Here is a 25979-nt window from a genome sequence, read left to right as displayed (position 1 = left end):
AGGTGGCCGAGCTTGTCGAGGTTGCGGCCGTGGCGGAAGCCGGGGCGGTCGGTCTCGACCAGGATCAGGCTCATGCCGCGCGAGCCGCCGTCGGGATTGGTCCTGACGACCGCGATCACGAGGTCGCACATCTGCCCGTTCGAGATGAAAGTCTTCTGGCCGGAGATGACATACTCGTCGCCCTCGTGGACCGCGCGCGTGCGGATGCCCTGGAGATCGCTGCCGGTCCCTGGCTCGGTCATGGCAATCGCGCAAACGGTCTCGCCGGCCACCATCCGTGGCAGCCATTTCTTCTTCTGCTGCTCGGTGCCATAGCTCAGGAGATAGCCGCAGCAGACGTCGCTATGCACTGAGAAGTCGGTCGCGGGACCGGCGAAGCCGGAATAGGCCAACTCCTCGATCACGACGGCGTTGTGGCGGAAGTCGCCGCCGATACCGCCAGATGCCTCGGGCACCTGGGGGCAGAGCAGGCCGGCCGCGCCGGCCGCCGGCCACAATGCGCGATCGATGATCCCGGCCTTCTCCCATTCCTGGAAGCGCGGCGCGATGTTCGCAGCGGCAAAGCGGCGAACGCTGTCGCGCAGCAGAGCGTGCTCTTCGTCGTAGACCGGGCGGTTTGCCAGCATGTCTGTCAACGCGCGAACTTGTGGAAGTCCGGATCGCGTTTCTCGTTGAAGGCCGCGACGCCTTCCTTGGACTCGTCCGTGTCGTAGAACAGCTTAACGGCATGCAGCGCGAAATTGCTGATGCCGCGAATATTGTCGGAATCGGCGTTGAACGACCGCTTGGCGAGCGCGATCGCGGTCGGCGAGCGCTGCGCGAGCTTGTCGGTCCAATCCTTCACCGCGGCGTCGAGTTGTGCGGCGGGAACGACCTTGTTGACGAGGCCCATCTCGCGGGCCTGTTCGGCGGTGTATCGCTCGTTGAGATACCAGATCTCGCGCGCCTTCTTGTCGCCGACGTGACGCGCGAGGAAGGCGGTGCCCCAGCCGGCGTCGACCGAGCCGACCTTGGGGCCGACCTGGCCGAACTGCGCCGTGTCGGCCGCAATCGTCAGATCGCACAGCGTGGCGAGCACGTTGCCGCCGCCGATGGCAAAGCCGTTGACCCGGGCAATCACCGGCTTCGGCACGTCGCGGATCAGGCCTTGCAGCTCGTCGATGGGAAGACCGACGACGCCGCGACCGTCATACTGGCCCTCATGCGCGGACTGATCGCCGCCTGTGCAGAATGCCTTCTCGCCGGCGCCGGTCAGCACGATGCTCGCCACCTGGCGATCGTTGGCGGCGAGCTGGAATGCCTGGATGAGCTCCTCGAGCGTCTGGCCGCGGAACGCGTTGTAGACCTTCGGCCGGTTGATGATGATCCAGGCTGCGCGATCGCGGACCTCATAGACGACATCGGTGAATTGCTTGGGATCGGTCATGGCGTTTCCTTCCGCGCGTTAGATCATGTTCATTCCGCCGGAGACGGAAATGGTTTGTCCGGTGATGAATTTGCCGTCGTCGGATGCCAGCATCGCGACGATCCCGCCGTAATCTTCCGGCTCGCCCATCCGCTTGAGCGGGATACCCCTGACCATGGCGTCCTTCCACTTCACCGCATGCTCGCCCTCGCCGAGCACCGCAGCCATCATCGGGGTGTTGGTCGGGCCGGGGCAGACTGCGTTGAGCAGGACGTTCTTGCGCGCGAGTTCACGCGCCAGCGACTTAGTGAAGGAGATCAGTCCGCCCTTGCAGGCGGAATAGACCGCCTCGTCGCTGGTCCCGACGCGCGCGGCATCGGAAGCGATGTTGACGATGCGGCCTCCGCCGCGTTCGGCCATCAGCGGTGCGATCGCCTTGTGGGTATTGAGCGGCCCATACAGGTTGATGCGGATGATCTTGTCCCAGAGGTCCTTGTCGGTCTTCAAGAACGGCATCGGGCGATCCCAGCCGGCATTGTTGACCAGGAGCCAGATCGGACCGAGCTCGGCTTCGACCTTTGCGACCGCGGCCTCGACGGAGGCGGCATCACCGACGTCGACGGCGTAAGTCTTGATCGTGGCCAGCGGTGCGAGCTTTGCGGTTTCTTCGCCACCTTCAGGATTGATGTCGAAGATCGCAATCTTGCAGCCTTCTTCGGCCAGCCGCAGCGTCAATCCTCGTCCGATGCCCTGTCCGCCGCCGGTCACGACGGCAACTTTCCCTGATAGGCCTTTCAACGTCGATCTCCCTTGTCGCTTGTCGTTCTCTGGGCTCGTGCAGATGACCTAGGCCTCCCGAAGGAGGGAGGCCTATCCGGCCGACCCGTTCTTCTGGATGTCGAATCCGCGCTGGGAATACATCTGTCGCGCGATGATCGTCTTCATGATCTCGATCGAGCCACCGGCGATCTTGACGATCCGTGCGTCCGCATAGGCCCGCGCAATCGGATATTCCCACATGTAGCCCCAGCCGCCGAACAGCTGCAGGCATTCATCGACCGTTTCGCAGTGCAGCTCGGACGTGAACATCTTGGCCATCGCCGCGTCGACGGGATCGAGCTTGCCCTCCATGAAGAGTGCAATGCACTTGTCGGTAAAGACGCGCGCAACGGCCGCCTTTGTCCTGAGCTCGGCGAGCTTGAACTGGGTGTTCTGGAAATCGGCCAGCTTCTGGCCGAATGCGCTGCGCTCGGAGGTATATTGGAGCGTCCAGTCGATCACCGTCTCGGTGACGGTCGCGGACCGGATCGCCTGCGCCAGCCGCTCCTGGGACAATTTGGTCATCATCTGGGCAAATCCCTTGCCCTCCTTGCCGAGCAGATTGCCGGCCGGAATCCGGACATTGTCGAAGAACAGCTCCGACGTATCCTGCGCCTTCATGCCGAGCTTTTCCAGGTTGCGGCCGCGCTTGAAGCCGTCGCGATCGCTCTCGACGATGAACAGGGTCACGCCTTTGGCGCCGGCCTGGCTGTCGGTTTTGGTCGCGAGCACGACGAAGTCGCAGAGCTGGCCGTTGGAGATGAAGACCTTCTGGCCGTTGATGACGAACTCGTCGCCGTCGCGCACCGCGCGCGTTCGGATCGCCTTGAGGTCGCTGCCGGCATGAGGCTCGGTCATGCCCAGCGACCCGATCGCTTCTCCCGAGACCATCCTGGGCAGCCATTTGCGCTTCTGCGCTTCGGTCCCGAACGACAGGATATAGGTTGCGACCAGGTCGGTATGGATCAGAAAGCCGGGGCCGCTGGCGCCCGACCGCCAGAGTTCCTCGAAGACGACGACGTCAAAGAGGTAGTCCAGTCCCATGCCGCCATATTCCTCGGGCACGGTGCAGCACAAAAGGCCGGCGGCGCCGGCCTTCAACCACAGCTCCCGCGGCACAATGCCGTCCTCTTCCCATTTGGCGTGGAAGGGCACGATCTCGCGGTCGACGAAGCGGCGGACCGTCTGCCGGAAAAGTTCATGCTCCTCGCGAAAGATCGTGCGCTCGATCATTGTCAAATGGTGTCCCGTCTGATTTAGTTTGCTAGTGTACGGTATTCGGATTGGGTACGCAACCCGAAACTGAGCCAATGCGAATACGATCGTACATCAATGAACGGTTGCGAGTGGAGCTAGATCGATGGCAAGCCGGCCGGAACTGAAGCAATTTCGGATCGAGGTGACGGGCAGTGGCGTGCTGCAACTCATCTTCGACATGCCCGGCCGCTCGATGAACGTGTTCTCGAATGCCGCGATCGAGGAAATCGGTCGATTTGCCGACTGGCTCAGGGAAAGCGATGTGGCTGGTGTCGTGATCCGCTCCGGAAAATCCGCGGCGTTCTGCGCAGGCGCGGATCTCGCCGAACTGGAGACCGCCTACGACATGATCATGGCGGCCCCCGCCGGCGAACGAGATCGCCTGGCCTTCGATCATTTCTTCCGGCTGAGTTGCGGCCTGCGCAAGCTCGAGACGGCCGGCAAGCCGGTCGCGGTGGCGGTCGCCGGCCTTGCCTTGGGAGGCGGCTGCGAGTTCGCCCTTGCCGCGCATCACCGCGTGATCGCCGACCACCCGCAAGCGACGTTCGGCTTGCCAGAGTCACTGGTCGGTTTGCTGCCGGGAGGAGGCGGAACCCAGCGGCTGCCGCGCCTGATCGGAATCGAGGCGGCGCTGCCGGTACTGCTGGACGGTGCGCGGATCGGCGGGCAGGCCGCCATCGCGACCGGCCTCGCACATGAACTGGTGGCACCAGGCGAGGAGGTCGCCGCCGCCGAACGCTGGGTGTTGTCACAGCCGCTGGCCCGGCAACCCTGGGATCGGCCGGACTGGCGCGCAGCAGACGCAGCGCGCGTGGCGGCCATGGTCGCACAAGCGCGCAGCAGCATGCTTGCCGAGACGCTCGGACACTATCCGGCGCCTTCAGCCATTCTCGACTGCATCGAGCAGGGACTTCCCCAGGATTTCGACACGGCGATCCGCACCGAGATGCAGATCTTTGCCAGGCTCATTCAGCGGCGGGAGCCGCGCAATATGATCAGGACACTGTTTCTTGGCCGGCTCGACTACGAGCGGTTCAAGAAGAAGGAGATCAATCCGAAGATCATGGAGGCTGTCGCGGCGGTGTCGGAGGTCCTTGGCGCGGGTTCGGAGCTTGGCAGCGAGCTTTCCGTTGCGTTTGCACGGGCCGGTTTTCACATCGACGGGCAGCGCAAGCCCGACTTCGATGGTCGCATCGCAGGCGACGTCTACTGGCATGAGGATGAACCGAACAGCTGGGGCAAGGATTTGCTGCGCGCCCGGCTGGCGGATGCGGATGCAGCGGCCGCGGGCTGGCGCAGGCAGCTCAACGAGGCGGAGCGGCGGGCTGCCGATTACGTCCTGGTCACGCAGCGCGGCTTTCCGGCCTATCTGGGCGGCTTGTTCGCGGCGGGGCTGAACTAGCTCGCGCTTCAGGAAGGAGATACGTCGTGCCAAGACCTCTTGACGGTATCAAGGTTCTCGATCTTTCGAAGGTGCTCGCCGGGCCACTTTGCGCGCAATATCTCGGCGATCTCGGCGCCGAGGTGATCAAGGTCGAAGCGGTGGGGCATGGCGACGAGACGCGGGGATGGCCGCCGTTTCCCGCCGCCGGCCTCGGCACCGTGTTCCTCAGCGCCAATCGCAACAAGCGGAGTATTGCGATCGACATGAAGTCCGGCAAGGGACGCAAGCTCGTGCATGAGCTCGCGAAGTCGGCCGACGTCGCGATCGAAAGCTTCGGCACCGGCGTGGCAGAGCGGCTCGGTATTGATGCCGTCAGTCTTTGCGCGCTCAACGACCGGCTGGTCCATTGCAGCATCTCCGGCTTCGGCCGGACGGGTCCTCTCAAGAATTCGCCGGGCTACGACGTGATCTTGCAGGCCTTCAGCGGCATCATGTCGATGACGGGCGACGAGGGCGGCGGTTACATCCGCAGTCCGATTTCCCCGATCGACCAGATGACGGGCGTGCACGCTTTCAGCGGGATCTTGGCCAGCCTGCTGGCGCGCGAGAAGTCGGGCAAGGGCGCGGCGATCCAGGTGTCGCTGTTCGACACCGCGCTTGGGCTTCTCGGCTATAATCTCCAGACCTTCTGGGAAAAGGGAACGCAGCCCGCCAAATGCGGCTCCAGCCATGAATCGCTGTGCCCCTATCAGGCCTTTGAGGCGGCGGACGGTCCGATCATGATCGGCGTCGCCAACGACAATCTCTGGCGCAAGTTCTGCGCTGTCGCCGGCCTGAACGCGATCGTGGACGACCCGAGATTCCGAACCAATGCGGATCGGGTCAGGCATCGCGCCGAGACGCTGCAGCATGTGCAATCGGTGATCGCCGGCAACAGCGTCGCGCACTGGAATGCCGTACTCAACGAGGTCGGCATTCCCTGTTCGCCGATCAATTCGCTGGCCCAGCTGCTGGATCATCCGCACACCCGGGCCGACCAGCGGATCATGCAGTACGATCATCCCGCGGCGGGTCGCCTGAACTGTGTCGGCCACCCCGTCACCTTCGTCGGGGAGGAACGCAACCCCGGCCTGCCGCCGCCGATGCTTGGACAACATACCGACGACGTCCTGAAGGAAATCGGCCTGTCCGCGGCGAGCATCGCCGAACTGCGTCGCGAGCAGATCGTCGGTTGACTGGCGTGAGGCGGCGGTGCTCCTGCGTCAGTTCGTCGTGAAGAGCAGCAGCAGTGCACCGTCGACACGTGCCGGCGCTATTCGTCGAGCAGCTTCCAGGATGTCTTTTCGAAGATCGCCATCCGCAGGGCGCGGTAGGGAGCATAGTTCTCCTTGGAATTGGTCAGCTCGATTCCCGGCAGCAGCATGCCGACCCGATCCTTGTTGAAGCTCGTTGCCTGGGCGAGCAGGTTCTCGCGCGTCAGATTGTCGCCGCATCGCTGCAAGCCCTTCGCGATGGCCTGCGCATTGATGTAGCCGGACAGCGCGACGAAATCGTTCGGGCTGTCGTTCGGTGCCCACTTCTTCATGAAGGCGATGTAGTCCTTCACCTCCTGGTCGTCGGCCCAGGCCGGATCGCTGGCCTGCTTGGCGAACTGCGTCGTGTAGGCGCCCTGAACGTTCTCGAGGCCAACCGGAATCAATACGCCCTGTATCGAGTTGACCGGACTGGCGAGAAACTGGACCGGCTTCCAGTTGATCTCGTTGATCTTCTTGATTGCCTGTGCGGCAAACTTCGGGGTCGCGAAATAGAACAGCGTATCGGCGCCCGACGCCTTGAGCCTGAGCACTTCGGAATCGACCGTGGGAGAGCTGAGCTCGTAGCTCGCTTCCGCCACGATCTTCGCTGCGCTCTCTCCGCCGAGTCCCGTCTTGAGACCGGTGAGGTAGTCCTTGCCGTAATCGTCGTTCTGATAGAGCACCGCGATCTTTGCGTTGGGCATCTTGTTGAGTATGAACTTGCCGAAGGTAGCGCCTTCCATCTCAAACGGCGGATAGAACGGGACGGTCCACGGGAAATTCTGCGGATCGTTGAAGCGGCGGCCGCCGGCCGATATGAAGACCTGCGGCACCTTGTTCTGGTTGAGATACTTTTGAACGGCAACGTTGGGCACGGTGCCGACCGTTCCGACTTCGGCGAGCACGCCATCGTCGTCGACCAGCTTGCGGGTCTGCTCGATGGCCTTCGGCGGGCTGTATGCGTTGTCGAGCGAGATCAGGTTCACTTTCCGCCCGTTGATCCCGCCGGCTTCGTTCAGCATCTGGAAATAGCCGGTCATGACCCGGCCATAGCTCGAAAAGGCAGACGCCGGTCCGCTGTAGGGGACGGTCTGGCCGATTTTGATCTCGGTGTTGGTAACGCCCGGGCCGTAGTGCTTCTCGCCGGCGATGGCATCGACTGCATAGCACCCCAACAGCAGCGCCGAGACGGCACCCAGGGTCGAGACTTTCATGTTTCCCCTCCTTTTGCGGATTCTCAAGTGCGTCAGGCGCGGCCACCCGATATAAGTATGCAAGTGTACGATATACTGCAAAACGGAGGTCGCGTCATGCGATATTTGCCGCGGGCGTGTGGCGGTGCAGCGCGTAGCCTCGGAAATACCGTGCATACTCGAGCCCCTTGAACGCGAGCCGATCTATGCTATTGATCGTACTAAAGCGTACTAATTTTTTCGATCGGGAAGTGCGGCGTTGAGCCTTCCGGTGGTCGAAGGCGTGGGAGCGAACATGGGAACCTCAAGCGCGACGGCTCTGGCCGCGTTGAAGATCGGAGGGCGGGTGGCCTATGAGCGGCTGGTGCGGCCGAAGGCGCGGCAACATGATGATGTGCCATGCTCGCCCGGCGCGATCACCACGCAGTGGCTGACGGCAGTTCTATGCGACAAGGTGCCGGGGGCGATGGTGACGCAGGTCGAGGTCAAGCCTGCGAGCGCCGGAACCCATGAACGGCATCGTCTGGTCGTGACCTACAACGAAGCGGGGAGGCGTGCGGGCCTGCCAGGTTCGATGTTCACCAAGTCGCTGCCGAGCGTCGTCACCAGGATGATCGGCGGCTTCAACGGGACCGCTCGCGCTGAGGGGCGCTTCTACATGCAATTGCGGCCGCAGCTCGGGATCGAGGCGCCGGCCGGGTATCACGCTGCGTTCGACCCGCGCACGCTCGCCTCGATCCTACTGCTGGAAGACCTAGTGGCGGCGAAGTCGGCCAGCTTCTGCAGTCACAGGACATACGTCTCCCGCGCCATGGCAGAGGACATGATCGATCTGCTCGCTGCGCTGCATGCCCGCTTCTACGGCGATTCCGCGTTCGCGACCCAGTATCGGTGGGTCGCCCCTTACCCGCGCTGGTTCACCATCGGCGCGCAGAAGATGGATCTGGAGCATTACACAAGGAAGGCGTTCGATGCAGCCTCGCACGTTATTCCGCAGAACGTGCTGGCGCGGCGCGATGCGGTATGGCCGGCGGCCATGCGCGCGCTCGCCGTGCATGAAAGCCAGCCACAAGGCTTGCTTCATTCAGACGTGCACATTGGAAACTGGTACCAGACCGGCGCGGGGAAGATGGGCCTGTGCGACTGGCAATGTTTGGCGCGCGGTCACTGGTCGCGAGACGTTGCCTATGCCGTCACGGCGGCACTGACGCCGGAGGATCGCCGCAAGTGGGAGAGGGATCTGCTGGCCAGGTATCTCGAGCGCTTCGCCGAACTGACCGATTTTAAACCGGACTTCGAGGAGAGCTTCCGCAACTATCGGCAACAAATCGTGCATGCGCTCCTGATGTGGACGATCACACTCTGTCATTCGCCATTGCTGCCGAATATGCAGCCGGAGGATACGACGCTGACAATGATCGAAAGGATATCAACGGCAATGGCTGATTTGGATTCGTTGAAAGATTGATGGTCATCTCCATCATTAGCCTTTTGCTCGGGCAGCGAGCGGGCCTCGGCTCTTTGTCCATAATGCCGTTCGCTTCCGCCGTCCTGTCGAAGCTGGCTCAAACTGACTGACGAGGGACTGGAATGAGAGTTAAGGCTTTTCAACCGTACTGAGCAGGCAGTATTGTACCGCGCCAGTGGCCGCGTCGCGGCCGACACGGGTGCGACAACGCGTACGTGACATCTGCTGCAACCTCCGATACAGAGGGGCAGGGGATGGGGAATGCGTCGTCACTGGTTGACCGGTTTTTCTGTTGCCGCGGCTTTCGGTGTTCAACTGAGTTCGGCCGCGGCAACTGACCTTTGGGAAATCGACTTTACCTCGTCTCACGGCGGCGGTCAGTTCCTGATCAATCCGGCGAACTTCACGATCCCGGTTTCGGCGGGTTCACCGACATCGTTCTCAATCATCGGGACAAGTATCAGCATCGATGGCGGCGGCCTTCTTGGCCAGGTCCAGTTTGGCAACGGCAGTGCCTCGACAAGTGCGTGCACTCCCGCAGAATGCAGCGTGACATTTTCGTCGACGCCCAACGCTGTTCCGGGCTTCGGAACGTATGTCCCGCTCCTGCAGCTGAATTTCGAGCGCATCTGGGTCGACTGGAGTTCGCCCAGTCAGCAGCAGATCCAGATGTTCTTCAGCACCAACCCGAATACGCCGATCTTCAACTGGAATGACGTCGCAACAGCGACGCGCCAAGTCATATCCGTTCAGCCAGGTTGGCTCGCAACGCCGGCGAACAGCAACTGGAATACTGCCGCCAACTGGACAGTCGGATCGGTCCCGACTGCGACCGATATTGCTCAGTTCGGGGCATCGACCGTTACAACAATCGACATCAATCAGTCGACGCAGGTCGGTGGGCTGCGCTTCCTGAATGGTGCGGCTGCATTCACGTTCAATGTCACCGGAGGAGCTGGCGGATCTGCCTCGTTGGTGTTTGGCGGAGCTGGCGTTGACGATCAGTCGGGCAATCATCCGAGCTTTGTGGTCAGCGGTGCGTCCGGCAACTTAGGTACGCTTCAGTTCGCTAATTCCGCTGCAGCAGGCGACGCCATCATCACCACCAATGCCTTTGGCAAAACGCTCTTCACCGACACCAGCAGCGGCGGGACGGCGCAGCTCGTCACCAATGCGGGCGGTACTGTCGATATCTCCGGATTGACGTCGAACGGGTTGAGTGTTGGGTCGATCGCGGGCGCTGGCGACTATGTCCTGGGCGCCAAGAATCTGACCACCGGGTCGCTCAACACAAACACTGAGGTGTCCGGCACGATCTCTGGTAACGGCGGGAGCCTGACAAAGATTGGGACCGGCGCACTGATCTTGTCCGGCGCCAACAGCTATTCGGGTGGCACGCAGCTGGACGGCGGTACCATCGTCATCGGCAATGATAGTGCGCTTGGCACCGGCGACGTCAGGATGGCGGCTGGAACGAAGTTATCCTTCGCAGCCGGCAACTTCACCATCGGCAATAACATCAAGCTCTCAGGCGATCCGACCTTCACGGTTGCCCCTGGTACGACCACCGCCATTGCTGGCGTCATTAGCGACGCGCCAGGGCCTCCCGTCGTGCCGGGTGATGTCGTGGTCAACGGGGGAGGCACCTTGGTTCTCTCCGGTCACAACACCTACTCAGGTGGCACAACCATCTGCGGCGCATCGGGCGGCGCGGCCTGTGGCGCTTCTGCGGGCCCCAGCACGCTGCAGCTCGGTGTCGACACCGTGTTCAACACACCGGGACAGTCAAGCTCCGGCATCGCCTCCTCGGCGATCGGCACCGGAACATTGACTTTCGACGGAGGCAAGCTGCAGGCCCAGGCCGGAATCAGTGAACGGGTGATTGGCAATGCAGTCCAGATCACGGCCAACGGCGGCACAGTGGATTCCGGCTCGGGCTTCTTCCGCTTCACCGGCGATCTCAGCGACGCACCAGGGGCGAGCGGCGGCAAATTCGTCATCGAGAGCACCGGCGTCGGCGTCGAGAGGCAGGTGATCTTCGCCGGAAACAACAGCTATTCCGCGATCACCTATATCGACTCGGGGGCCCTGATCGCCAATTCGACCACCGCGCTTTCCCCGAATTCGGCCTTTCAGGTGAATGCGGGCGCAATGTTGACCCTGAGCGGCTTCAGCAACAGCATCGCTTCGCTCGCTGACGGCGTCGCGGGCGGCGGCGCAGTACAGAACGCCAGCGCTTCGGGTCTGGCGACGCTTACCATCACTGGCGCGAAAGGCAGCACGGACACTTTCTCCGGCGCCCTGAGGGACGGGGTTGGCGGAGAGGGCGGTGCAGCGGGCCCCAAGCTTGCGATCGTCAAGAACGGCAGCAGCACGCAAGTTCTATCAGGCATCAATCACTACACCGGCACGACTATGGTGAACGGTGGTGCGCTTGAGGTCAACGGGTCGATTGCACCGTCCAGCATGACAACCGTGAACGCGCTCGCTCAACTGACCGGCATTGGTACCGTTGGCAATACCACGATCGCAACAAACGGCGCTTTTGCCCCGGGGAGCGGTGTCGCGGGCACCTCAATGACTGTGAACGGCGGCCTCGCGCTGCAGTCGGGCGCGCAGTATCTCGTGTCCCTCAATCCGACGACGTCATCGTTCGCGCAGGTGACCGGGATCGCGACGCTGGGCGGCGCGACGGTGAATGCGCGCTACGCCAACGGAAGCTATGTCTCGAAGCGCTACACGATCCTGAGCGCGGCAGGCGGGATGAACGGTACGTTTGGTCCTTTGGTGAACACGAACCTTCCGTCCAACTTCAAGGCCAGCCTGAGCTACGACGCCAACACAGCCTATCTCGACCTCGCGCTCAACTTCACACCGCCGGCCGCGCCGAATTTCGGCTCGGGCCTCAGCATCAATCAGCAAAACGTCGCCAATACGCTTGTCAACTATTTCAATACCACCGGCGGAATTCCAATCGCACTCGGCGGCCTAACCCCGGCGGGATTGACCCAAGCGTCCGGTGAAGGCGCCACAGGCTCACAGCAGGCCACCTTCGATGGCATGAAACTGTTCATGGGACTGCTGACCGATCCCTTCGTGTCCGGGCGTGGAGACGCCGCCGGCCTCAGTGGCACCTTGAGTTACGCCGAGGAGAGCCTCTCCTATGCGGCGAAGGGCTATGATACGCGCGAGCGCGATGCCTATGCGGCGATAAACACGAAAGCGTTGCCGGGCGCGCAGACCTTCGCGCAGCGCTGGAGCGTCTGGACTGCGGGCTATGGTGGCTCGCAGAACACCTCCGGCGATCCACGAGGCCTCGGCTCCAACGACTCCCGTAGCAGTATCTATGGCACAGCAGTTGGCGCTGACTATCGATTTTCGCCGGATACCGTCGCCGGGTTTGCGGTGGCAGGTGGCGGGACCAGCTTTAGTGTCAATGGCCTTGGGGCCGGCCGTTCTGATCTGTTCCAGGCAGGAGCGTTTGTCCGGCACGACGCCGGTCCTGCCTACCTTGTCGGCGCGGTTGCCTATGGCTGGCAGGACATCACGACCGATCGTACAGTGACGGCCGCCGGAGTGGATCGGCTGCGCGCCGAGTTCAACGCCAATGCGTGGAGCGGCCGGCTCGAGGGCGGCTATCGCTTTGTCGCGTCGATCGCAAATGGCGTCGGCATCACCCCTTACGCGGCGGGTCAGTTCACGACATTCGATCTTCCTGCCTATGCAGAAAACATCGTCTCGGGACTCTCAACCTTTGCGCTGAACTACACCGCCAAGAATGTCACTGATACGCGAAGCGAGCTCGGACTTCGCGTCGACAAATCCTTCGCGATGCAGGACAGCATCTTGACCTTGCGCAGCCGTGCCGCCTGGGCCCACGTCTTCAATCCGGACCGCTCGATTGCCGCGACATTCCAGACGCTGCCCGGCGCGAGCTTCGTGGTGAACGGTGCCGCGATGGCATCCGATTCCGCACTGGTCACTGGATCGGCCGAAGTGAAGTGGATTAGCGATTGGTCGCTGGCTGCCACCTTCGAGGGAGAATTCTCGAACGTTACGCGCTCATATGCCGGAAAGGGAGTGGTACGTTACGCGTGGTGAGCGCGGTTAGCGCGATGCCTCAGTCAAGCAACCAAACAGTGGCTCCGACGATCTATCGCTTGCTATTTGGAGCGGTATGCCAACTTCTTGCGTGAGCCGGCCGGCTGCTGCCACTTCCTGCCTCTGCTCGGAACAAATTTGCGCGCGGCGGCGTAGCGAGCTTCCATGGCGGCCACATCTGCCTGCTGGGCGGACTGATCGTCAACCGACACGGACGCCACGATTGCATAGCCGCAAAGTTGCCAACGTAGCGGTTTCCGACCCGGAACAGATTCAGGATGGCGGCTTGGTTGGTCGTGATTGAGTAGAGGTTGCACATGAAGTTAGGAAAATTCTGCCAGGCTAGTCTTGGGGCCCCATGCTGCGCTCGATCAGTGGCGAGCGCTACCCGACTTTCTTGCGGAGCGATTTGTTGTTTGCGCCGGTATCTGACTGAGCTCGCGGAAAGAGGTTAGGAAGGTCGCGTTTTCATGTTGTTTCGCCAGAGGAAGAGCGCCAATTCTGCTGCATTCTTCTCGCGACGTACGCAGCCTGCCATAGAGAGCTGCCATAACGGCCTCAAGGCTGTCGAGCCGCATTCGACTGAAGAGACGATCCGACACGCGTAGCTTCTTTCTGTCCTTCGTCAACGGAAGCGCCGCGGTTGGGAGAAGGAAATAGTCGCGAATGCGGCTATTGCCATCGTCCATCCGAATTAACAGCGTAAGTTCGGCCTTTTGGTACTTGAGCTTCCGTACCTCCCATCGGCGAGACCTGGTGTCGCCGTCCGAAACGGCGCGCGCCACTGCTACCGATACAGTCAATCCTCCGGAAATCGTAACAAGGTACAGCTCGTGCAAAAACGAGGCGTTCACGCCGCGCCCCCTAAGATTGATGATGATATCATCGACCACCGAGCAGATCGTGCGATCAATTTCGACTGCGATCTCCATAAAGCGGTACCGATTGCCGGGCCTGTAGCCAACTAGTTCATAGGCTCTCATGAGCGACCCAAATCTGTTTGTGTACACAGCGGGGTGGCGCACGCCCTTTGCCGCCTGGATGATGTGCACTGACAATCGGCCCTTTCGTCGCAGGAGAGCCGCCAAACTATCGAGCAATTGCTGATCAGTTTCCTTCTTGTTGTTTGCGACTTCAGCGAGCCGCTTTCGTGCCCGAGCGAAAAGACGCGAATCGACGATGCCTTCGAAGGCGTTGTCGTGGCGTATCCACATTTCAGGCGGGTTGTCGACACGTCGCCCGGCAAGCTTCATTGAGCTGCGATTGAAAACGATATGACCCAAGTAAATCTCATTCGCGAGGAGGTTGCTGACAGTCAGCGCGGTCCATCGTTTTCCACCGGGACTCAATAGGCCTTCAGCGTTTAGCTCCTCCGCAATTTGGGTCCTATTTTTCCTGTGGATCACGAACGACGAGAAGATGCGACGGACGATCTTGACTTCCCAGTTAGGCCCTCGGACGAGAACGACCCGTTCAGATTTCAAGTTCTTCTGCTGGCCGCGCTCCAGCACTCCCTTACGCTTGCCGTTTGCGTCGACCAGCATCCGACGCAGCCCGTAGGGTGCCGCTCCGCCCCGCCAATATCCTCGGTCGACGATATTCGACTGGCCCATAAATGCATTTCGCGACAGGTCCCGGCTGAAGCCAGCAGCTCCCGCGCGTTTCAAGTTCTTGAGTATCACTGATGACAGGCTGCCATCGTTCTCGAATTCTTCAGAGCAATAGTGGACCGATATTCCCGCCCGTGTGCAGATGAATTCGTAGAAGGCGCTTTCGTCAGTGTCTTGAAAACGCCCCCAACGGCTAATGTCGAAGACGAGGACACAATCAAAGTCCGACCGTCCACTGTCGACGTCATCTATGAGTTGCTGCAAACCTTTACGGCGGGCAATGGTAAGACCGCTGCGCCCTGGATCAGAATAGGTGCGCACGATTTCCATACCTCGGCGTGCTGCGTAGACAGCGATGGCGGCTACTTGAATTTCGATCGAGTATTTTTGAGGATCGGACGACATCCGCACGTATTGTGCTGCGCGAAGCGTCGGAGGCGACTGCTGACGCGCTTGGACGGCGGGGGTACTTGCAGGCTTTCGTCCGCGCGAAACCGTTGCACGTTCTCTGAACTTCGCAGAAGATGATCGTGGCCTGGGCACCGTCGAAGACCTACGATATCGATGCAACCGTGCAACCGCCGCAGGTCGGTAATGCCGACAATGCCCACATGGTTCCTTGGAAAAGCCGGGACGAGCAGGCTTATCCCTGCGGTTTCATTCCCAAGCGTTGGCCGCAAATGCTGCCATACATGCCCACGACTCCGCCGACGCATATCTGGTGTTTGATCTCGCCGCTTGCTCGTCAGCCGTGACGCCCGACCAATTAGCAAGTCGTCTGCACCATTCCGCCAACCCGCCTCGATTGGCATGTGATTGGCGGTCGTAACATTCGGCTCAAGGAGATCCACCGGGTTGAGACGCCAGGTGCCCCCCGCGCTGCTGCAGACGGCGCCTATCGCCTGAGCGGCGGACGTCGAAATACCCCGCCAGAAACTCCACTTGGCGGCCATTTTTCGTGCCATGATAGTTCCCATGGTTGCCGGAGAGGGACACGGGGAGATACCGGTCACGGCCCAGCCGATGCGGCCACAGCCGCCGCACGGTCTGGACGCGCACATGCCACGATGGCTATTGCAGGCGGCGTCCAGCGAAGCCGAGCCGTTGCGGCCATGGATCAGACCGCTGCGGGCCACGGCGCTGTTTGCCGATATCTCCGGCTTCAGCCGGCTGACGCGAATGTACCAAGACAAAGGCGATGAGGGAGTTGAGGAACTCTCGCTGACCATCAGCGAGTATCTCGGCCGCCTAATCGACTGCGTGTTCACATGGGGCGGTGATATCGAGAATATCTACGGCGACGCGATCCTGGCATTCTGGCCAGAGACCGTGCCTGATCCGGTGGCGGCTACGCGCCTGGCGCTCGGCTGTGCAGCCGACGTAGTCGGCCGGCACGACAATCACGTTGCACCGGGGGGCGTTGCATTGCGCATTCGCGTCGCGGTGGTAGCAGGCGATCTCTGCGCCGTGCAGGCCGGCGGTGGGGACGGAGAGTGGATTTTCATGCTGGGCGGCGACTGCCTCGGCGAGATTTCACCGCTGCTCCAGCTCGCCCAGCCAGGGCAAGTAGGCGTTGCCAGTGCGATCCGCGCTGCGTTGCCGCTCGTCCCGGAGATCGCGACGCCGCGGCTGCTGAACGGCCTGATCGGCGCATCGCCGACGCGGGTGGTGCGCCCAGCCGCGCCGCTCGCTGCAGAGGCAGCACTGGTGCGCGCTTTCCTGCCCGGGGCGATGCGCCGTCGTGGGTTGCTGCGTTCGGAATGGCTGGCGGAATTCCGCTGGCTGGCAATGCTTTGCGTCGGTATCCCCGGGCTGCGCTGTACCGCCGCCGACGATCTCGCGGCCATTCAGCAGGCCGTGCATTCGATCCAGGATGAGGTCGCCCGGTTCGAGGGCGCGCTGATCCGTGTCTCGGCCAGCGACAAGGGACCTATGGCGATGATCGCCTTTGGCCTGCCCGACCAGGCTCACGACGACGATGCCGTACGCGCGGTGCGCGCCGCACAGGAAATTCAGTTGGCGCTTGCTCGGCAAGGGTTGCATGCACGATGCACGGTGACGTTCGGCCTAGCCTATTGCGGCGTGGTCGGGAATCGCAGTCGGCACGTCTATACGACGATGGGCGATGCGGTGAACCGTGCCGCGAAGCTGCTCGATCAGCGCGATTTGCCGGCGCTGCTCTGCGACGCGGCGATCGTGCAGATGACAAGCCAGCGCATTGTTTTTGAACAGGTCGACGCGAGCATACTGAACGGCGTAGCGCTATTCCGCCCGATTGAATATCGGCATGCGGCAGCGCCGGTGGCCGGAGCGTTGATTGATCGTGTGAGTGAACGTGCCTGGCTGCGGCAGCGGCTTAGCCAGCTCGGTACGCCGATTCAGCGCCCGGTGGTGCATATCGACGGACCGCCGGGGATCGGCAAATCGGCTTTGGTCGGGGCGCTCGCCGCAATGACGGAGGGCCAGTTCCCTTGCTTGCGTGGTGCCGCCGACCCGCTGGCCGGCATTGCTGAGCCTTTTGCGGCCTGGAGCCCGGTGTTCGCCGCCGCCTTCGCCGCGGAGGTCATTGGCCCGGAGCTATGCGAAGCACAGCTGCGCACCGCTCTGGGGCGGCAGGGGCTGCCGCAAGACCATGCAGCGCTCGCCAGCGTCGTACTACCCGCAATGCGCGCTCCGGCGCGTGCTCCGCCCTACCTGCCGCCCGAGGATATGGCGCGGGTCACTTGCGAGACACTCGTAGCCCTGCTGCGCGATCGGATCGGCGGTGGCGTGCTGATCGTTATCGAGGACGTGCACAGAATGGACTCCGCCTCCTGGCTGTTGGCGGGCCATGTTGCGCGCTTGATGCCAGGCGTAGTGCTGGTGCTGGTGTCGCGATCGGACACGGTGAATCCGTTGTCGGGCATGCGCGCGCTGGCGGCGAGCATTCCGGTCGAACGGCTGGTACTCACGCCGCTCGACCACGATTCTGTGGCCGACGTCATTGCCGATGCACTCGGCTGCCGCGAGATCGCACCGGAATTGCTCGGGGTCATCCAGGAGCGCGCGGCCGGCAATCCCTTGTTCGCACGCCAGCTCGCGCTTGCGCTGCGCGACCAGGGGGCGCTGAGCCTGCGCGACGGGATCTGTCGACTGGCCGCGCCGTCGGCCGACGCGGCCTCGCTGCAAATACCAGAATCGATCCAGCGAACCATGGTCGCGCGCGTCGATCGGCTGCCGGCCGAACTGCAATTGACCCTCAAGGCGGCGAGCGTCATCGGCATCAACTTCTCATCCCGCGCGCTGACCGCGGCGCTCGGCGCCGCGGATCTGGGCGCCGACGAGTGCCTGACGCGGCTCGTCGAGTTCGGCATGATCGGCGTGCTGCGTCCCGGCGCCGATCCGCTCTACGGCTTCGACCACGCGCTGACCCAGGAGGCCGTGTATCAGCTCCTGCCGTTCGAGCAGCGGCGCCGGCTGCACACGACCGTAGCCGAATTCTTCGAGGCCGAACCCGAGGGCAATCGTCCGGCGCCGACACTGCTCGGCCTGCACTGGAGCCGAGCGAATCGGCCCGACCGCGCGTTGCCCTATTGGGAGACGGCCGGCGCGACCGCGCTCGCGGGCGGCGCCTACCACGAGGCCGTGATGGCGCTGGGCGAGGCGCTCGGCGCGATCACGGCGATCGAGACCGCGCCGGGCGCGGCAGCGATCGACGCCGATCGTGCCGGGCAGTTGCACCGCTTGCGCGGGGAGGCGCTGATGTTTGCAGGCGAGGTGCCGCAGAGTATCCATCACCTGACCAGCGCCCTTGCGAAATTCGGCTTCCGGTGGTCCGACAGCGTGCTCGGCAACTTCTGCACGTTCGCTCGCCACGCGCTGATGCAGACGATGTCGGAATGGCGCCGGCCGGCGGATGCAAGAGACGTCTTGCCGCAGCTTGTGGCGCAGGACGGCGCTACCGACCGTGTACGCCAATCAGCGCTCGCATTGGAGACGCTGGGGCAGGGGTTCGGCCACCAATCGAAGCTGGCGGCGATGGCGACGGCGACGCTGGCGGCGGTCAACCTATCGCAGCGCGCGGGCGACGGCGCCATTTATTCGCGGTCGGCGGGGCTGCTCTCCCTCGTGTTCCTGCTGTCCGGCATGCCGGGTTTGGCCGAACGCTATCTCGCCCGCGCACGGCGCACGACCCCGGACCTCGATAAGCCGCACGATCGGCTGATGACGATCGAATACATCGCGCTGTTCCTGCTCACGGCCGGGCGGCTCGCGGAGGTCGAGACGGAACTACGCGGCATGCTGGAGCTGGCTGCAACTTCGCACAACCGCCGCCGCCAGCTCGACGCCACGTCGCTGCTGATCCTGACTCTCACGGAAACCGGCGCCTACGTCGACGGCGCGGAGCTCGCGGCACGGTTCGTGGTGGAAGCGGATCAGGCGAGCGACCCGCAATTGCGTTGCTGGGCGCGGCTTGAGGCGGCCGGGCTGGCACTTTGCAGCGACGACATCGGCATGGCGGAGCATCGGCTGTTCGACGCCAGCGATCTTCTCGACAGCGTCGGACGCAACGAGCGGATCTGGACGCTGGGACTGCTGGCACTGGTGCATCTGCGGCGTGGGCGGAGCGACGAGGCGTTGGCGCACGCCCGCCAGGTGATGGGCGCACTAGCCGATTGGCGGTCGCTCGGTTTCTATGTCCAAGCCGGCGTGTTCGCCGCTGCCGAGGTATTCCTTGATCGCCTCGGCACGGGCGGCCGGCTGAACTTTGCTCAGCACTTGGAAATCTGGCGGATGATGCGCCGGGTCAAGTGTTTCGGCATGCGCCAGCCATTGACGCGTCCTAGAGCGCAGCTCGTGCTTGCACGCTACGCTGAGCTGCGCGGTCGTGGTGCTCAGGCCATGGCGCTGACGAAGCAGGCCGCGGCGGAGGCCGCGCGCTTGCAACTGCCGGCTGCTGGCGTCGCGGCGCGGGCAGCGCTGGAGCGGCTGAAAGCATGATCGGACGAGGCGATACCACCTGTCCGCGCCGCAATCAGATGTCCTTCTCGCCGGCAATGCGCCGGGGCTGTCCGGTTAGCGCGCGGGAGACACGCATCCCGGTGATCACCGTTGCCTCGATGCTCGAGATGTTCACACCGGAATCGGCCCATTCGCCGGCGATCGAGAGGTTGTCGAAACCGGTCTGGCCGGGCTGAATTCGGACCGAAGCGGTGTTCGCCTTGGCGATGACGTAGCGCTCGGTCGGATCGGTATTGGCGCGCCAGTACTGTGCCTTGAGCCGGTCCTCGCCCCGCAGGGACGGGTCGGCGTAGAGGAGATCGTATTTGAAACCCGCTTCGTCGACGGCGTTCGGCCAGAGCGGCGCTGCATCGGCGCTGAGGAAATCGCGCAGCCTGGCATAGACCGCGTCGTCGCCCGGGGCGGTCTGTTTAGCCAGCGGACCGCAAGTGTAGTTCAGGTAGCGCGGGGCATTGCCGGCGGGCCACGCTTCGCGCGGCAGCAGGTGAGAGAAGTCGACGAGGCTCGACCATGGCTCAAAATAGCCACCGAAAATCTCGGGCGTTGCATCCATGCCGAGCTGGGCGCGGTCGGCGGCGAACCACAGCTGCGCGGCCTGGGTATCGGCACTATCGAGCCCGCCGATCATGGCCTTCCAGCGGGGATCGGTGCTGAGTTCGTGCGTCACGTCCGGCAGGACGTCATACGAGATGCCAAGCACGACATGGTCGAAATCGACGCCACGCGCGAGAGAAAACTCTCCGCCGGTGTCGGTCCAGCCACTGTTCCAATGCTCGATATTGGCGCCGGATGCGCTCAGCGCGGCTCCGTCGGTGATTTGCCCGAACAGCGGCGCGGAGGGCCAGCAGAGGAGATCGTTGACGGTGATGAGCGGTTTGTACGCGGTACCGTCGGGGATCTGGACCTGACGGCTGAACGTCATGCCTGCGATCGACTTGAGGTCGGCATCGAGTTGCAGATTGGTGAGGCGGTGAAAAAAGGCGAAGTGCACGTTCCGCTGCTTGAGCACGAGGTAGAGCGGGGTGAAGACGGTGTCACCCATCCCGGCCTGCATTTCGAGGATGATCGGCCCGGCATAGTCGAACGCGATGCGTAGTATGCAGCGCAACGCCACGCTGGCGGCGGCGTTCGGCTGCTTTGCGTCGCCATCGACATAAGAGAACGACGCGTCGTAGAAAGCCTGCAGGCAAGCCGAGAAGAAAGCGAGCTTGTCGGCGAGAGGTGAATCGCCGGGCTGGTCGAACGAGGTGTGCTTGGCAAGCCAGTCGCGCATCTCGATGTTTTCGACCGCGTCGAAGCCTTTTTCGTACAGCTGATCGTCGAGCATGCCGCGGGCGAAGGTGATGCCGAGATAGGCGAGAATCCAGAGCCGCCGTGCTGCGTCATCCTTCGGTAGCTCCAGCTGCAGCAAAGGGAACAGCATGCGGGCGACAACCCGCATTGTGTCCGAGAGCACCCCTGCCTGACGGCTGGCGTCTTCCGTCCCCGGCTCGAGGAATTGGATCCGCGCTTTCGCAAAATCCATCAAGTGCTGCGCCGTTTGATTGGTGACCCCGGCGGGCCCGGCCATCGCTGCGATCGCAGCAGCTTCCTTGGGGTGCGCGGTCTTGGCGAAATCGGCGACGCGCAGTTGCTCGAACCCGGGGATGCCGGCGACGTGGCCGCTCAACCAGCCGATCAGCTTGCGCAGCAGGCCGAGCACGGTGAGGCCGTCGATCAAAGGCAGGTCGGGACTATCGATGGTCCAGGGGTGGCACTCTCCTTCGATCTCCTCCAGCAGCACGAGGCGTCGTTGCGGCTTGAACGCGTCATCGAACGTCGCCAGCGGCGCACCCGGGGGACGCCCGAGCTCGGCGTAGCAGCTCCGCATCAGCGCGATCGCGTTGTGATAGGTGCCGAACCAGATATGCAGTCCGTGCTCTTCGATGCGGCCGTTGCGCTTCTGGTTGCGGCCGCTGGCGCCCTTGCCGCCGAGCCGCCAGCCCATCGTGTAGACTGTGACCTCGTAGCGTCCGCCGAGACTGGGATCGGTCAGCCAATAGGCGGCGGTCAGTGCGCCCATGCCGCCGCCAACGATGGCGATTTTTTGCCGCGTCGCCGGAGCGCCTATGCCTGCCATAGCACCTTGCCGTTATCCAGTTGCATGTCCATCTCGACCCGCATTCCAAGACTGGTCTGGGTCGCCGGCGCGAGCCCGAGGGCGGCGGCGACGGGTGTGCTGTCGAGCGTCTTGAGGTCGATCGCGTACTGATCCTCGAAGCTGACGCTGATCAGCCTGGTGACGTTGTAGCGGGCAAGCGTGACGGCCTGGTAGCAGGCGCGCGTGCCGTCGGCGATGTCGCGAAACTGCTTGAGGAAAATCTGCGGCAGGCTGCCGGTGAGAAAATCGGCGAACGCGGCTGGCGCGATTGTTGCGCCGCTGGCTGCCGCCTGCATCGCCGCGGCGAGATTGCGTGCGGCTGCCTTCGGGTCAGGCCAGGGCAGGCCGAGCGGCGGGTGGGGCGCGGCCGCCGCCATGCGCCGCAGGGTGATGAGGCACTGCTGGCCCCAATTTGCGGTTGGGCTGAAGCTGGGGCAGCCATAGACATCGGCGGAAAACCCGGCGCTACCGGGGTCGTCGGGCATGCCGATCTGTCCAGTCTGTTTGAAGAAGCCGTAATTCTCCCGCCCCGTCATCAGCGCCACTGGATTGTCGAGGAACAGGAAAGGCATGAACAGGGCAAAGCCGATTTCGATGGGAATTGGCCCATCGAAGCTCGTGTATATGCCGGGGATGCCGAACGAAAGCTCGCGCTCGGTCGCGACGCCGCGGTTCGCGTAATTGACGAAGACCGAATGCGGGAATTCGGTGAAGCTCATGATGACGCTGGGCATCGGCGTGAACCGCACGCGCCCGCCGCTGGGCGTGGCGATCAGGCGGTCGCACAGCGTCTGCAATACGCTACCGTCGGCAGCGAGGTAGAACGCGGACATTCGTACGCTGGTAAAAGCAATCGGCCCGGGCAGTGTCTGGACGCTCGGATAATCGACATAGGCAGGCAGCGCGCCTGCCGGCTGTGGGTCAGGCATGGTCAGCTCTCGTCGAATGGGTTACGCAGGATCGGGCGCGGATCGCCGGTGATGGCGTTTGCCGCCATCAGCCCGGACATGACCGCGCCCTCGAAGCAGCCGAGATTGAGCCCATAATCGGTCCAGTCGCCGGCAAGGTAGAGGTTGGCGTAGCCGCTGGCACCCGGCTGCAGCCGCGTCTTGCTTGAGCCGACCAGCGTCAGCACATAGCGATCACCCGGATTGATTGCCGCCCCCCAATATTGAGCTTGAAAGCGGAGCGGGCCGGAGCTGGTGGCGGGGGCGGTGAGCGCCGACCAGTCGAAACCGTTGGCGCTGGTGAGCGCGGGCCAGAGCGGCGCCGCGGCGTTGAGGAATTGCTGACCGGCATTGGCCACGACCGCTGCCTCGGCGCCGGGAAACGCATGATCGCTGGGCGGCGGCGCGGCGCCCAGTTGCACCAGCGGGCCGCACAGAATTGCCATGTGAACCGGCGCAGGTGCGGGCCAGTCCTCGAACGGGATCACCTCGCTCGCATCAAGCCAGGTGTCTATCGAGGCACGGTCGTAGCCGGTGACGACCGGCGCGGCGCCTGTGCTCCAGCCGGTGTCGCGGTTGAGCCATACCTGCACGCTCTGCGTCCGCACGGTGCTTGAGCCGGCTAACATCGCAAGCCAGCTGGGCTGGGTGAGTTTCGTGGTGAGATTGCCGAGAGCTCCTACAGGGATTGCCAGCACGACCGCGTCGAAATCTCCGGCCGAGCGCGATAGAATGATCGGCGGCACAGGGTCTACCCAGGGCGTCCAGAAAGATTCAAGGTCGATGTGGCCTTCCCGTAGCGCGTCGCCTTGGACGAGCTGGTTATAAAGCGGCCGGTCTGGCCAGGCGGGCACGCCTTTGACGTTAATCAACGGCTGATATCCGCCAGCGTTCGCGGTCGCTTGAACGCCGATGCGAATGCTCTCGATGGTACCGTCGGCGGCCGGGATCAACTCATCGACTCGGTGAAAAAAGTTCACGGTAACGCCGCGCTGGACAAGCACCTGATACAGCGGCGCGGCAGTAACATCGCCGGTGCCGGTACGCATCTTGTAGGACGGCGCGCCGCGATAGGAGATCAGCCCCTTTTGCGTGAGAACCGCCGAACCAGCCTCGACGTTGCCGGGCACATTAACGTCCCCGCCAGGATAGGCGAAGACAGTGTCGTACATCGCCCGGACGATTGCCGAGTTGGCGGTCTCAGACAGAGCGCCGTGCCGCAGTAACCACGCGCGATATTCGAACTCGTTGGCTGCGGCGACCGATTGACGCGTCGGCCAGATCAGGTTGTCGAGGGCCATGCCGATGGCGGTGGCAATGGCGAGGTCGGCCAGTATCTTCAGCCTGCGCCACGAGACCGATTGGCCAGCGAGCCCTGGCCTTGCTGCCTGAATGGCACCTTGCAGCTGCTTGAGGCCGTGAGCGAAGGGGGCGGTGCCGGCCTCGCGTCCCTCCGGACTGGCCTTGATCAGTGTGTCTGCCTGCAGTTTCACCGTCGCCAGCGTCGAGACGATCAAGGCGCTATGGAGCGCATTGGGGCCTGGCGCTTGCTGCGCGGCAAGCTCGGTGGCGTTTCGCTCGATGATGCCCATCAGCGCGTCGAGGGCCTGCGCCTGTGGCTGCGGCAAGCCATCGCCGGGTCGGCCGGGCAAGGTGGGAAGGTCGATCACCCAAGGCAGCCAAGACCGGTCGTCTTGCTGCTCCATCGTGGCGAGGCTGTTATGGGCGACCAATGCCTCCTCAATGGTCGGAAATACCCGCGCGGGGTCCGCCGCGAGCGCCGTGTAGGCCTCGCGCAGTACGGCGAAAGCGTTGTCATAGAAGCCGAAGAAGATATGTGGCCCATGCTCTTTGGTGCGCAGCGCAGTATCGAGATCGCGCCCGCTTGCGCATTTGCCGCCAAGACGCCAGCCCAGTTGGTGCAGCGTAACCTGGAAACGGCCCCCGTGCCTCGGGTCGGACAGCTCGAAAGCAGCCGCCAGTCCGGCCACACCCCCGCCCAGCACGGTGACCTTGACCGGTCGCACTCCGGTATCGGCCCCCATTCGACTGGCCCCCCTTTGCGATCCGTTTCGGAGATTACACTATTGGCGTCTCCATGGGTGCGGAATCTTTGAGAACATCAAGCTCGCTTCATACAACGTGGCTCGGACCGTACATGGGCCCTGGGTTCGCGAACGCAGCTGCATGAGCCCAAAATCAGCTCGCTTGGTCAGAACGTCCGCGAGCAGGGACTTGCGCGCTGGTCTGCTGTTAAAGTGCAATCCACTCCGCGCTTCGTCAGCATATTTCCGATCTTGAGACCGCGAGCAGCAGCGTATGCTGCAATCGCCGCCTCTTGGCTTAGCGTTGAGTAATCCTGCTTGTCCGCATACGGACGTACTGTGCGGCTCGCCTAGCCATATCAGAGCTACGCTGATCGTCTTGTCGCACAACTGAATCGTTGGCCATCGGAACGTGCCTCCGCTGGGCGACCGTCAACCGATATTCGTCGCCAATTAGGCGGTGACGATCCTGTCCTCTTTTTCTTGGCCTCGCATGACGATCTTGAGGACGTTGTCCGGCAGTGGCCGTTGCAGCGCCTTCGCTTCGTCCCATGGTGCGCGCATCCAGACGTCGCGTTCTTCGTCGGTGGTGAGAATGACCGGCATGGCCTTGGGGTGAATAGGCTCGACGACTGCATTCGGTGCCGTTGTCAGGAAACCGTAGACGTTGTGTGGCCCAGGGATCGGTGTGGACTTCGTCCCACGGTCACCCCTGAACTCGGTCCAGATACCGGCGAAGGCTGTCAGTGGTCGATCGTCGTTAAGCGCGAACCAGACGACGTCCTTTTTCTTGGTCTCGGGGTTAGGCTCCGGCGCGTACTCGGCAAAGCTGTTGAACGGGACCAGACAGCGGTTTTCCGGCTTCAGCCAAGCGCGCCAGTGCGGTGAGGAAGTGTTGCGGATGTTGGTCACCGGCGGCCCGCCTGTTCGCAGTGGCGGGGGCATGCCCCAGCGCATCAACACGATCTCGCGTTCATCACCTGTGTTGCGTATTACCGGAGCGGGATAATCAGGGAAGACACCCGGCATGGGAGCGAGGTTGCCGACATACCGGTTGACCACCCGAAACAGGTTGAGGATCGCCGCCTGGTTGGTCGTGATGCTGTAGAGATTACACATCACTCAAACATGAGGCGTTCCGGCTTCGCCGTCGAGTGCCTTGTCGGCTGTGCGGCCTTCGGCCATGGCCTCGACAGTCTCGACAATGTGTCGCCGCGTCGCCCGATCCTTGATCGAGCGGAATGCCCGCAGCAGTCGGAATATTTCTGCGGCGTCGCGAGCGAGTTGCTCCTTTGTCAAATGTGAATCCTCGCA

The 25979-nt window shown here is 62.9% G+C and carries 16 protein-coding genes and 2 pseudogenes; 6 read left to right on the top strand and 12 right to left on the bottom strand.

The features are described from left to right. The 4 genes from QMZ05_RS07980 to QMZ05_RS07965 form a co-directional block, all read right to left on the bottom strand. A partial coding sequence (locus tag QMZ05_RS07980) for an acyl-CoA dehydrogenase family protein (RefSeq protein WP_353700297.1) occupies positions 1-626 on the bottom strand: 626 nt, incomplete at its 3' end. A gap of 5 nt (positions 627-631) precedes the next feature. Next, positions 632-1426 (bottom strand): enoyl-CoA hydratase-related protein, encoded by a 795-nt coding sequence (locus QMZ05_RS07975; RefSeq protein WP_353700296.1) that lies wholly within the window; start codon positions 1424-1426, stop codon positions 632-634. 18 nt (positions 1427-1444) lie between these two features. Next, entirely contained in the window at positions 1445-2203 is a 759-nt protein-coding gene (locus tag QMZ05_RS07970; RefSeq protein ID WP_353700295.1) for an SDR family oxidoreductase, read from the bottom strand. Positions 2204-2275: 72 nt separating this feature from the next. Then, a complete protein-coding gene (locus QMZ05_RS07965) occupies positions 2276-3457 on the bottom strand; it encodes an acyl-CoA dehydrogenase family protein (protein WP_353700294.1) in 1182 nt (393 codons plus the stop codon). A 127-nt stretch (positions 3458-3584) separates the two neighbouring features. On the opposite strand from QMZ05_RS07965, the gene QMZ05_RS07960 reads away from it, so the two are divergent. Together QMZ05_RS07960 and QMZ05_RS07955 are read left to right on the top strand one after the other, a co-directional pair. Further along, positions 3585-4883 (top strand): enoyl-CoA hydratase-related protein, encoded by a 1299-nt coding sequence (locus tag QMZ05_RS07960; RefSeq protein ID WP_353700293.1) that lies wholly within the window; start codon positions 3585-3587, stop codon positions 4881-4883. 26 nt (positions 4884-4909) lie between these two features. Beyond that, on the top strand, positions 4910-6100 hold the full coding sequence (locus QMZ05_RS07955) for a CoA transferase (protein ID WP_353700292.1): 1191 nt from the start codon (positions 4910-4912) through the stop codon (positions 6098-6100). A gap of 77 nt (positions 6101-6177) precedes the next feature. Here QMZ05_RS07955 and QMZ05_RS07950 read toward each other — a convergent pair whose 3' ends face one another. Then, positions 6178-7374, bottom strand: coding sequence for an ABC transporter substrate-binding protein (locus QMZ05_RS07950; protein ID WP_353700291.1), 1197 nt, complete (start codon positions 7372-7374; stop codon positions 6178-6180). A gap of 238 nt (positions 7375-7612) precedes the next feature. On the opposite strand from QMZ05_RS07950, the gene QMZ05_RS07945 reads away from it, so the two are divergent. Next, entirely contained in the window at positions 7613-8821 is a 1209-nt protein-coding gene (locus QMZ05_RS07945; RefSeq protein WP_353700290.1) for an aminoglycoside phosphotransferase family protein, read from the top strand. Positions 8822-9082: 261 nt separating this feature from the next. Next, on the top strand, positions 9083-12922 hold the full coding sequence (locus QMZ05_RS07940) for an autotransporter domain-containing protein (protein WP_353700289.1): 3840 nt from the start codon (positions 9083-9085) through the stop codon (positions 12920-12922). Between the two features lie 226 nt (positions 12923-13148). Here the strand turns inward: QMZ05_RS07940 and QMZ05_RS07935 are convergent. After that, a pseudogene (locus tag QMZ05_RS07935) lies at positions 13149-13241 on the bottom strand (SOS response-associated peptidase); the annotation flags it as partial. A 52-nt stretch (positions 13242-13293) separates the two neighbouring features. After that, on the bottom strand, positions 13294-14943 hold the full coding sequence (locus QMZ05_RS07930; protein WP_353700288.1) for a recombinase family protein: 1650 nt from the start codon (positions 14941-14943) through the stop codon (positions 13294-13296). 119 nt (positions 14944-15062) lie between these two features. Here QMZ05_RS07930 and QMZ05_RS07925 point away from each other — a divergent pair, with 119 nt between their 5' ends. Both QMZ05_RS07925 and QMZ05_RS07920 read left to right on the top strand, forming a co-directional pair. Then, complete coding sequence (locus tag QMZ05_RS07925) at positions 15063-15287, top strand: hypothetical protein (protein WP_353700287.1); 225 nt, start codon at positions 15063-15065, stop codon at positions 15285-15287. Between the two features lie 304 nt (positions 15288-15591). Then, positions 15592-19512, top strand: a complete 3921-nt coding sequence (locus QMZ05_RS07920; protein WP_353700286.1) for an AAA family ATPase — start codon at positions 15592-15594, stop codon at positions 19510-19512. A 34-nt stretch (positions 19513-19546) separates the two neighbouring features. Here QMZ05_RS07920 and QMZ05_RS07915 read toward each other — a convergent pair whose 3' ends face one another. The 5 genes and pseudogenes from QMZ05_RS07915 to QMZ05_RS07895 all read right to left on the bottom strand — a co-directional run bounded on the left by QMZ05_RS07915 (position 19547) and on the right by QMZ05_RS07895 (position 25784). Next, positions 19547-21316, bottom strand: coding sequence for a hypothetical protein (locus QMZ05_RS07915; protein WP_353700304.1), 1770 nt, complete (start codon positions 21314-21316; stop codon positions 19547-19549). Positions 21317-21409: 93 nt separating this feature from the next. Continuing rightward, positions 21410-21652, bottom strand: a pseudogene (locus tag QMZ05_RS07910) (NAD(P)-binding protein); the annotation flags it as partial. Further along, entirely contained in the window at positions 21640-22602 is a 963-nt protein-coding gene (locus QMZ05_RS07905) for a hypothetical protein (protein WP_353700285.1), read from the bottom strand. The pseudogene QMZ05_RS07910 and the gene QMZ05_RS07905, both read right to left, overlap by 13 nt. 2 nt (positions 22603-22604) lie before the next feature. Continuing rightward, positions 22605-24665, bottom strand: coding sequence for an FAD-dependent oxidoreductase (locus QMZ05_RS07900; RefSeq protein ID WP_353700284.1), 2061 nt, complete (start codon positions 24663-24665; stop codon positions 22605-22607). A gap of 453 nt (positions 24666-25118) precedes the next feature. After that, the gene (locus QMZ05_RS07895; RefSeq protein WP_353700283.1) at positions 25119-25784 is read right to left on the bottom strand and encodes an SOS response-associated peptidase; all 666 of its coding nucleotides are present in this window, start codon (positions 25782-25784) and stop codon (positions 25119-25121) included. Positions 25785-25979 lie beyond the last annotated feature (195 nt).

The organism is Bradyrhizobium sp. INPA03-11B, assembly GCF_040446015.1.
Lineage (GTDB): Bacteria > Pseudomonadota > Alphaproteobacteria > Rhizobiales > Xanthobacteraceae > Bradyrhizobium > Bradyrhizobium macuxiense_A.
Note: the sequence above shows the minus strand (reverse complement) of the source record. Positions and strands in the feature narration are given on the sequence as shown.

Bases quoted from the DNA above. Each gene is read 5' to 3' on its own strand.
- QMZ05_RS07975 (WP_353700296.1), bottom strand. From the start codon at position 1,426: ATGACCGATCCCAAGCAATTCACCGATGTCGTCTATGAGGTCCGCGAT.
- QMZ05_RS07965 (WP_353700294.1), bottom strand. From the start codon at position 3,457: ATGATCGAGCGCACGATCTTTCGCGAGGAGCATGAACTTTTCCGGCAG.
- QMZ05_RS07960 (WP_353700293.1), top strand. From the start codon at position 3,585: ATGGCAAGCCGGCCGGAACTGAAGCAATTTCGGATCGAGGTGACGGGC.
- QMZ05_RS07950 (WP_353700291.1), bottom strand. From the start codon at position 7,374: ATGAAAGTCTCGACCCTGGGTGCCGTCTCGGCGCTGCTGTTGGGGTGC.
- QMZ05_RS07940 (WP_353700289.1), top strand. From the start codon at position 9,083: ATGCGTCGTCACTGGTTGACCGGTTTTTCTGTTGCCGCGGCTTTCGGT.
- QMZ05_RS07920 (WP_353700286.1), top strand. From the start codon at position 15,592: ATGCCACGATGGCTATTGCAGGCGGCGTCCAGCGAAGCCGAGCCGTTG.
- QMZ05_RS07905 (WP_353700285.1), bottom strand. From the start codon at position 22,602: ATGCCTGACCCACAGCCGGCAGGCGCGCTGCCTGCCTATGTCGATTAT.
- QMZ05_RS07900 (WP_353700284.1), bottom strand. From the start codon at position 24,665: ATGGGGGCCGATACCGGAGTGCGACCGGTCAAGGTCACCGTGCTGGGC.
- QMZ05_RS07895 (WP_353700283.1), bottom strand. From the start codon at position 25,784: ATGTGTAATCTCTACAGCATCACGACCAACCAGGCGGCGATCCTCAAC.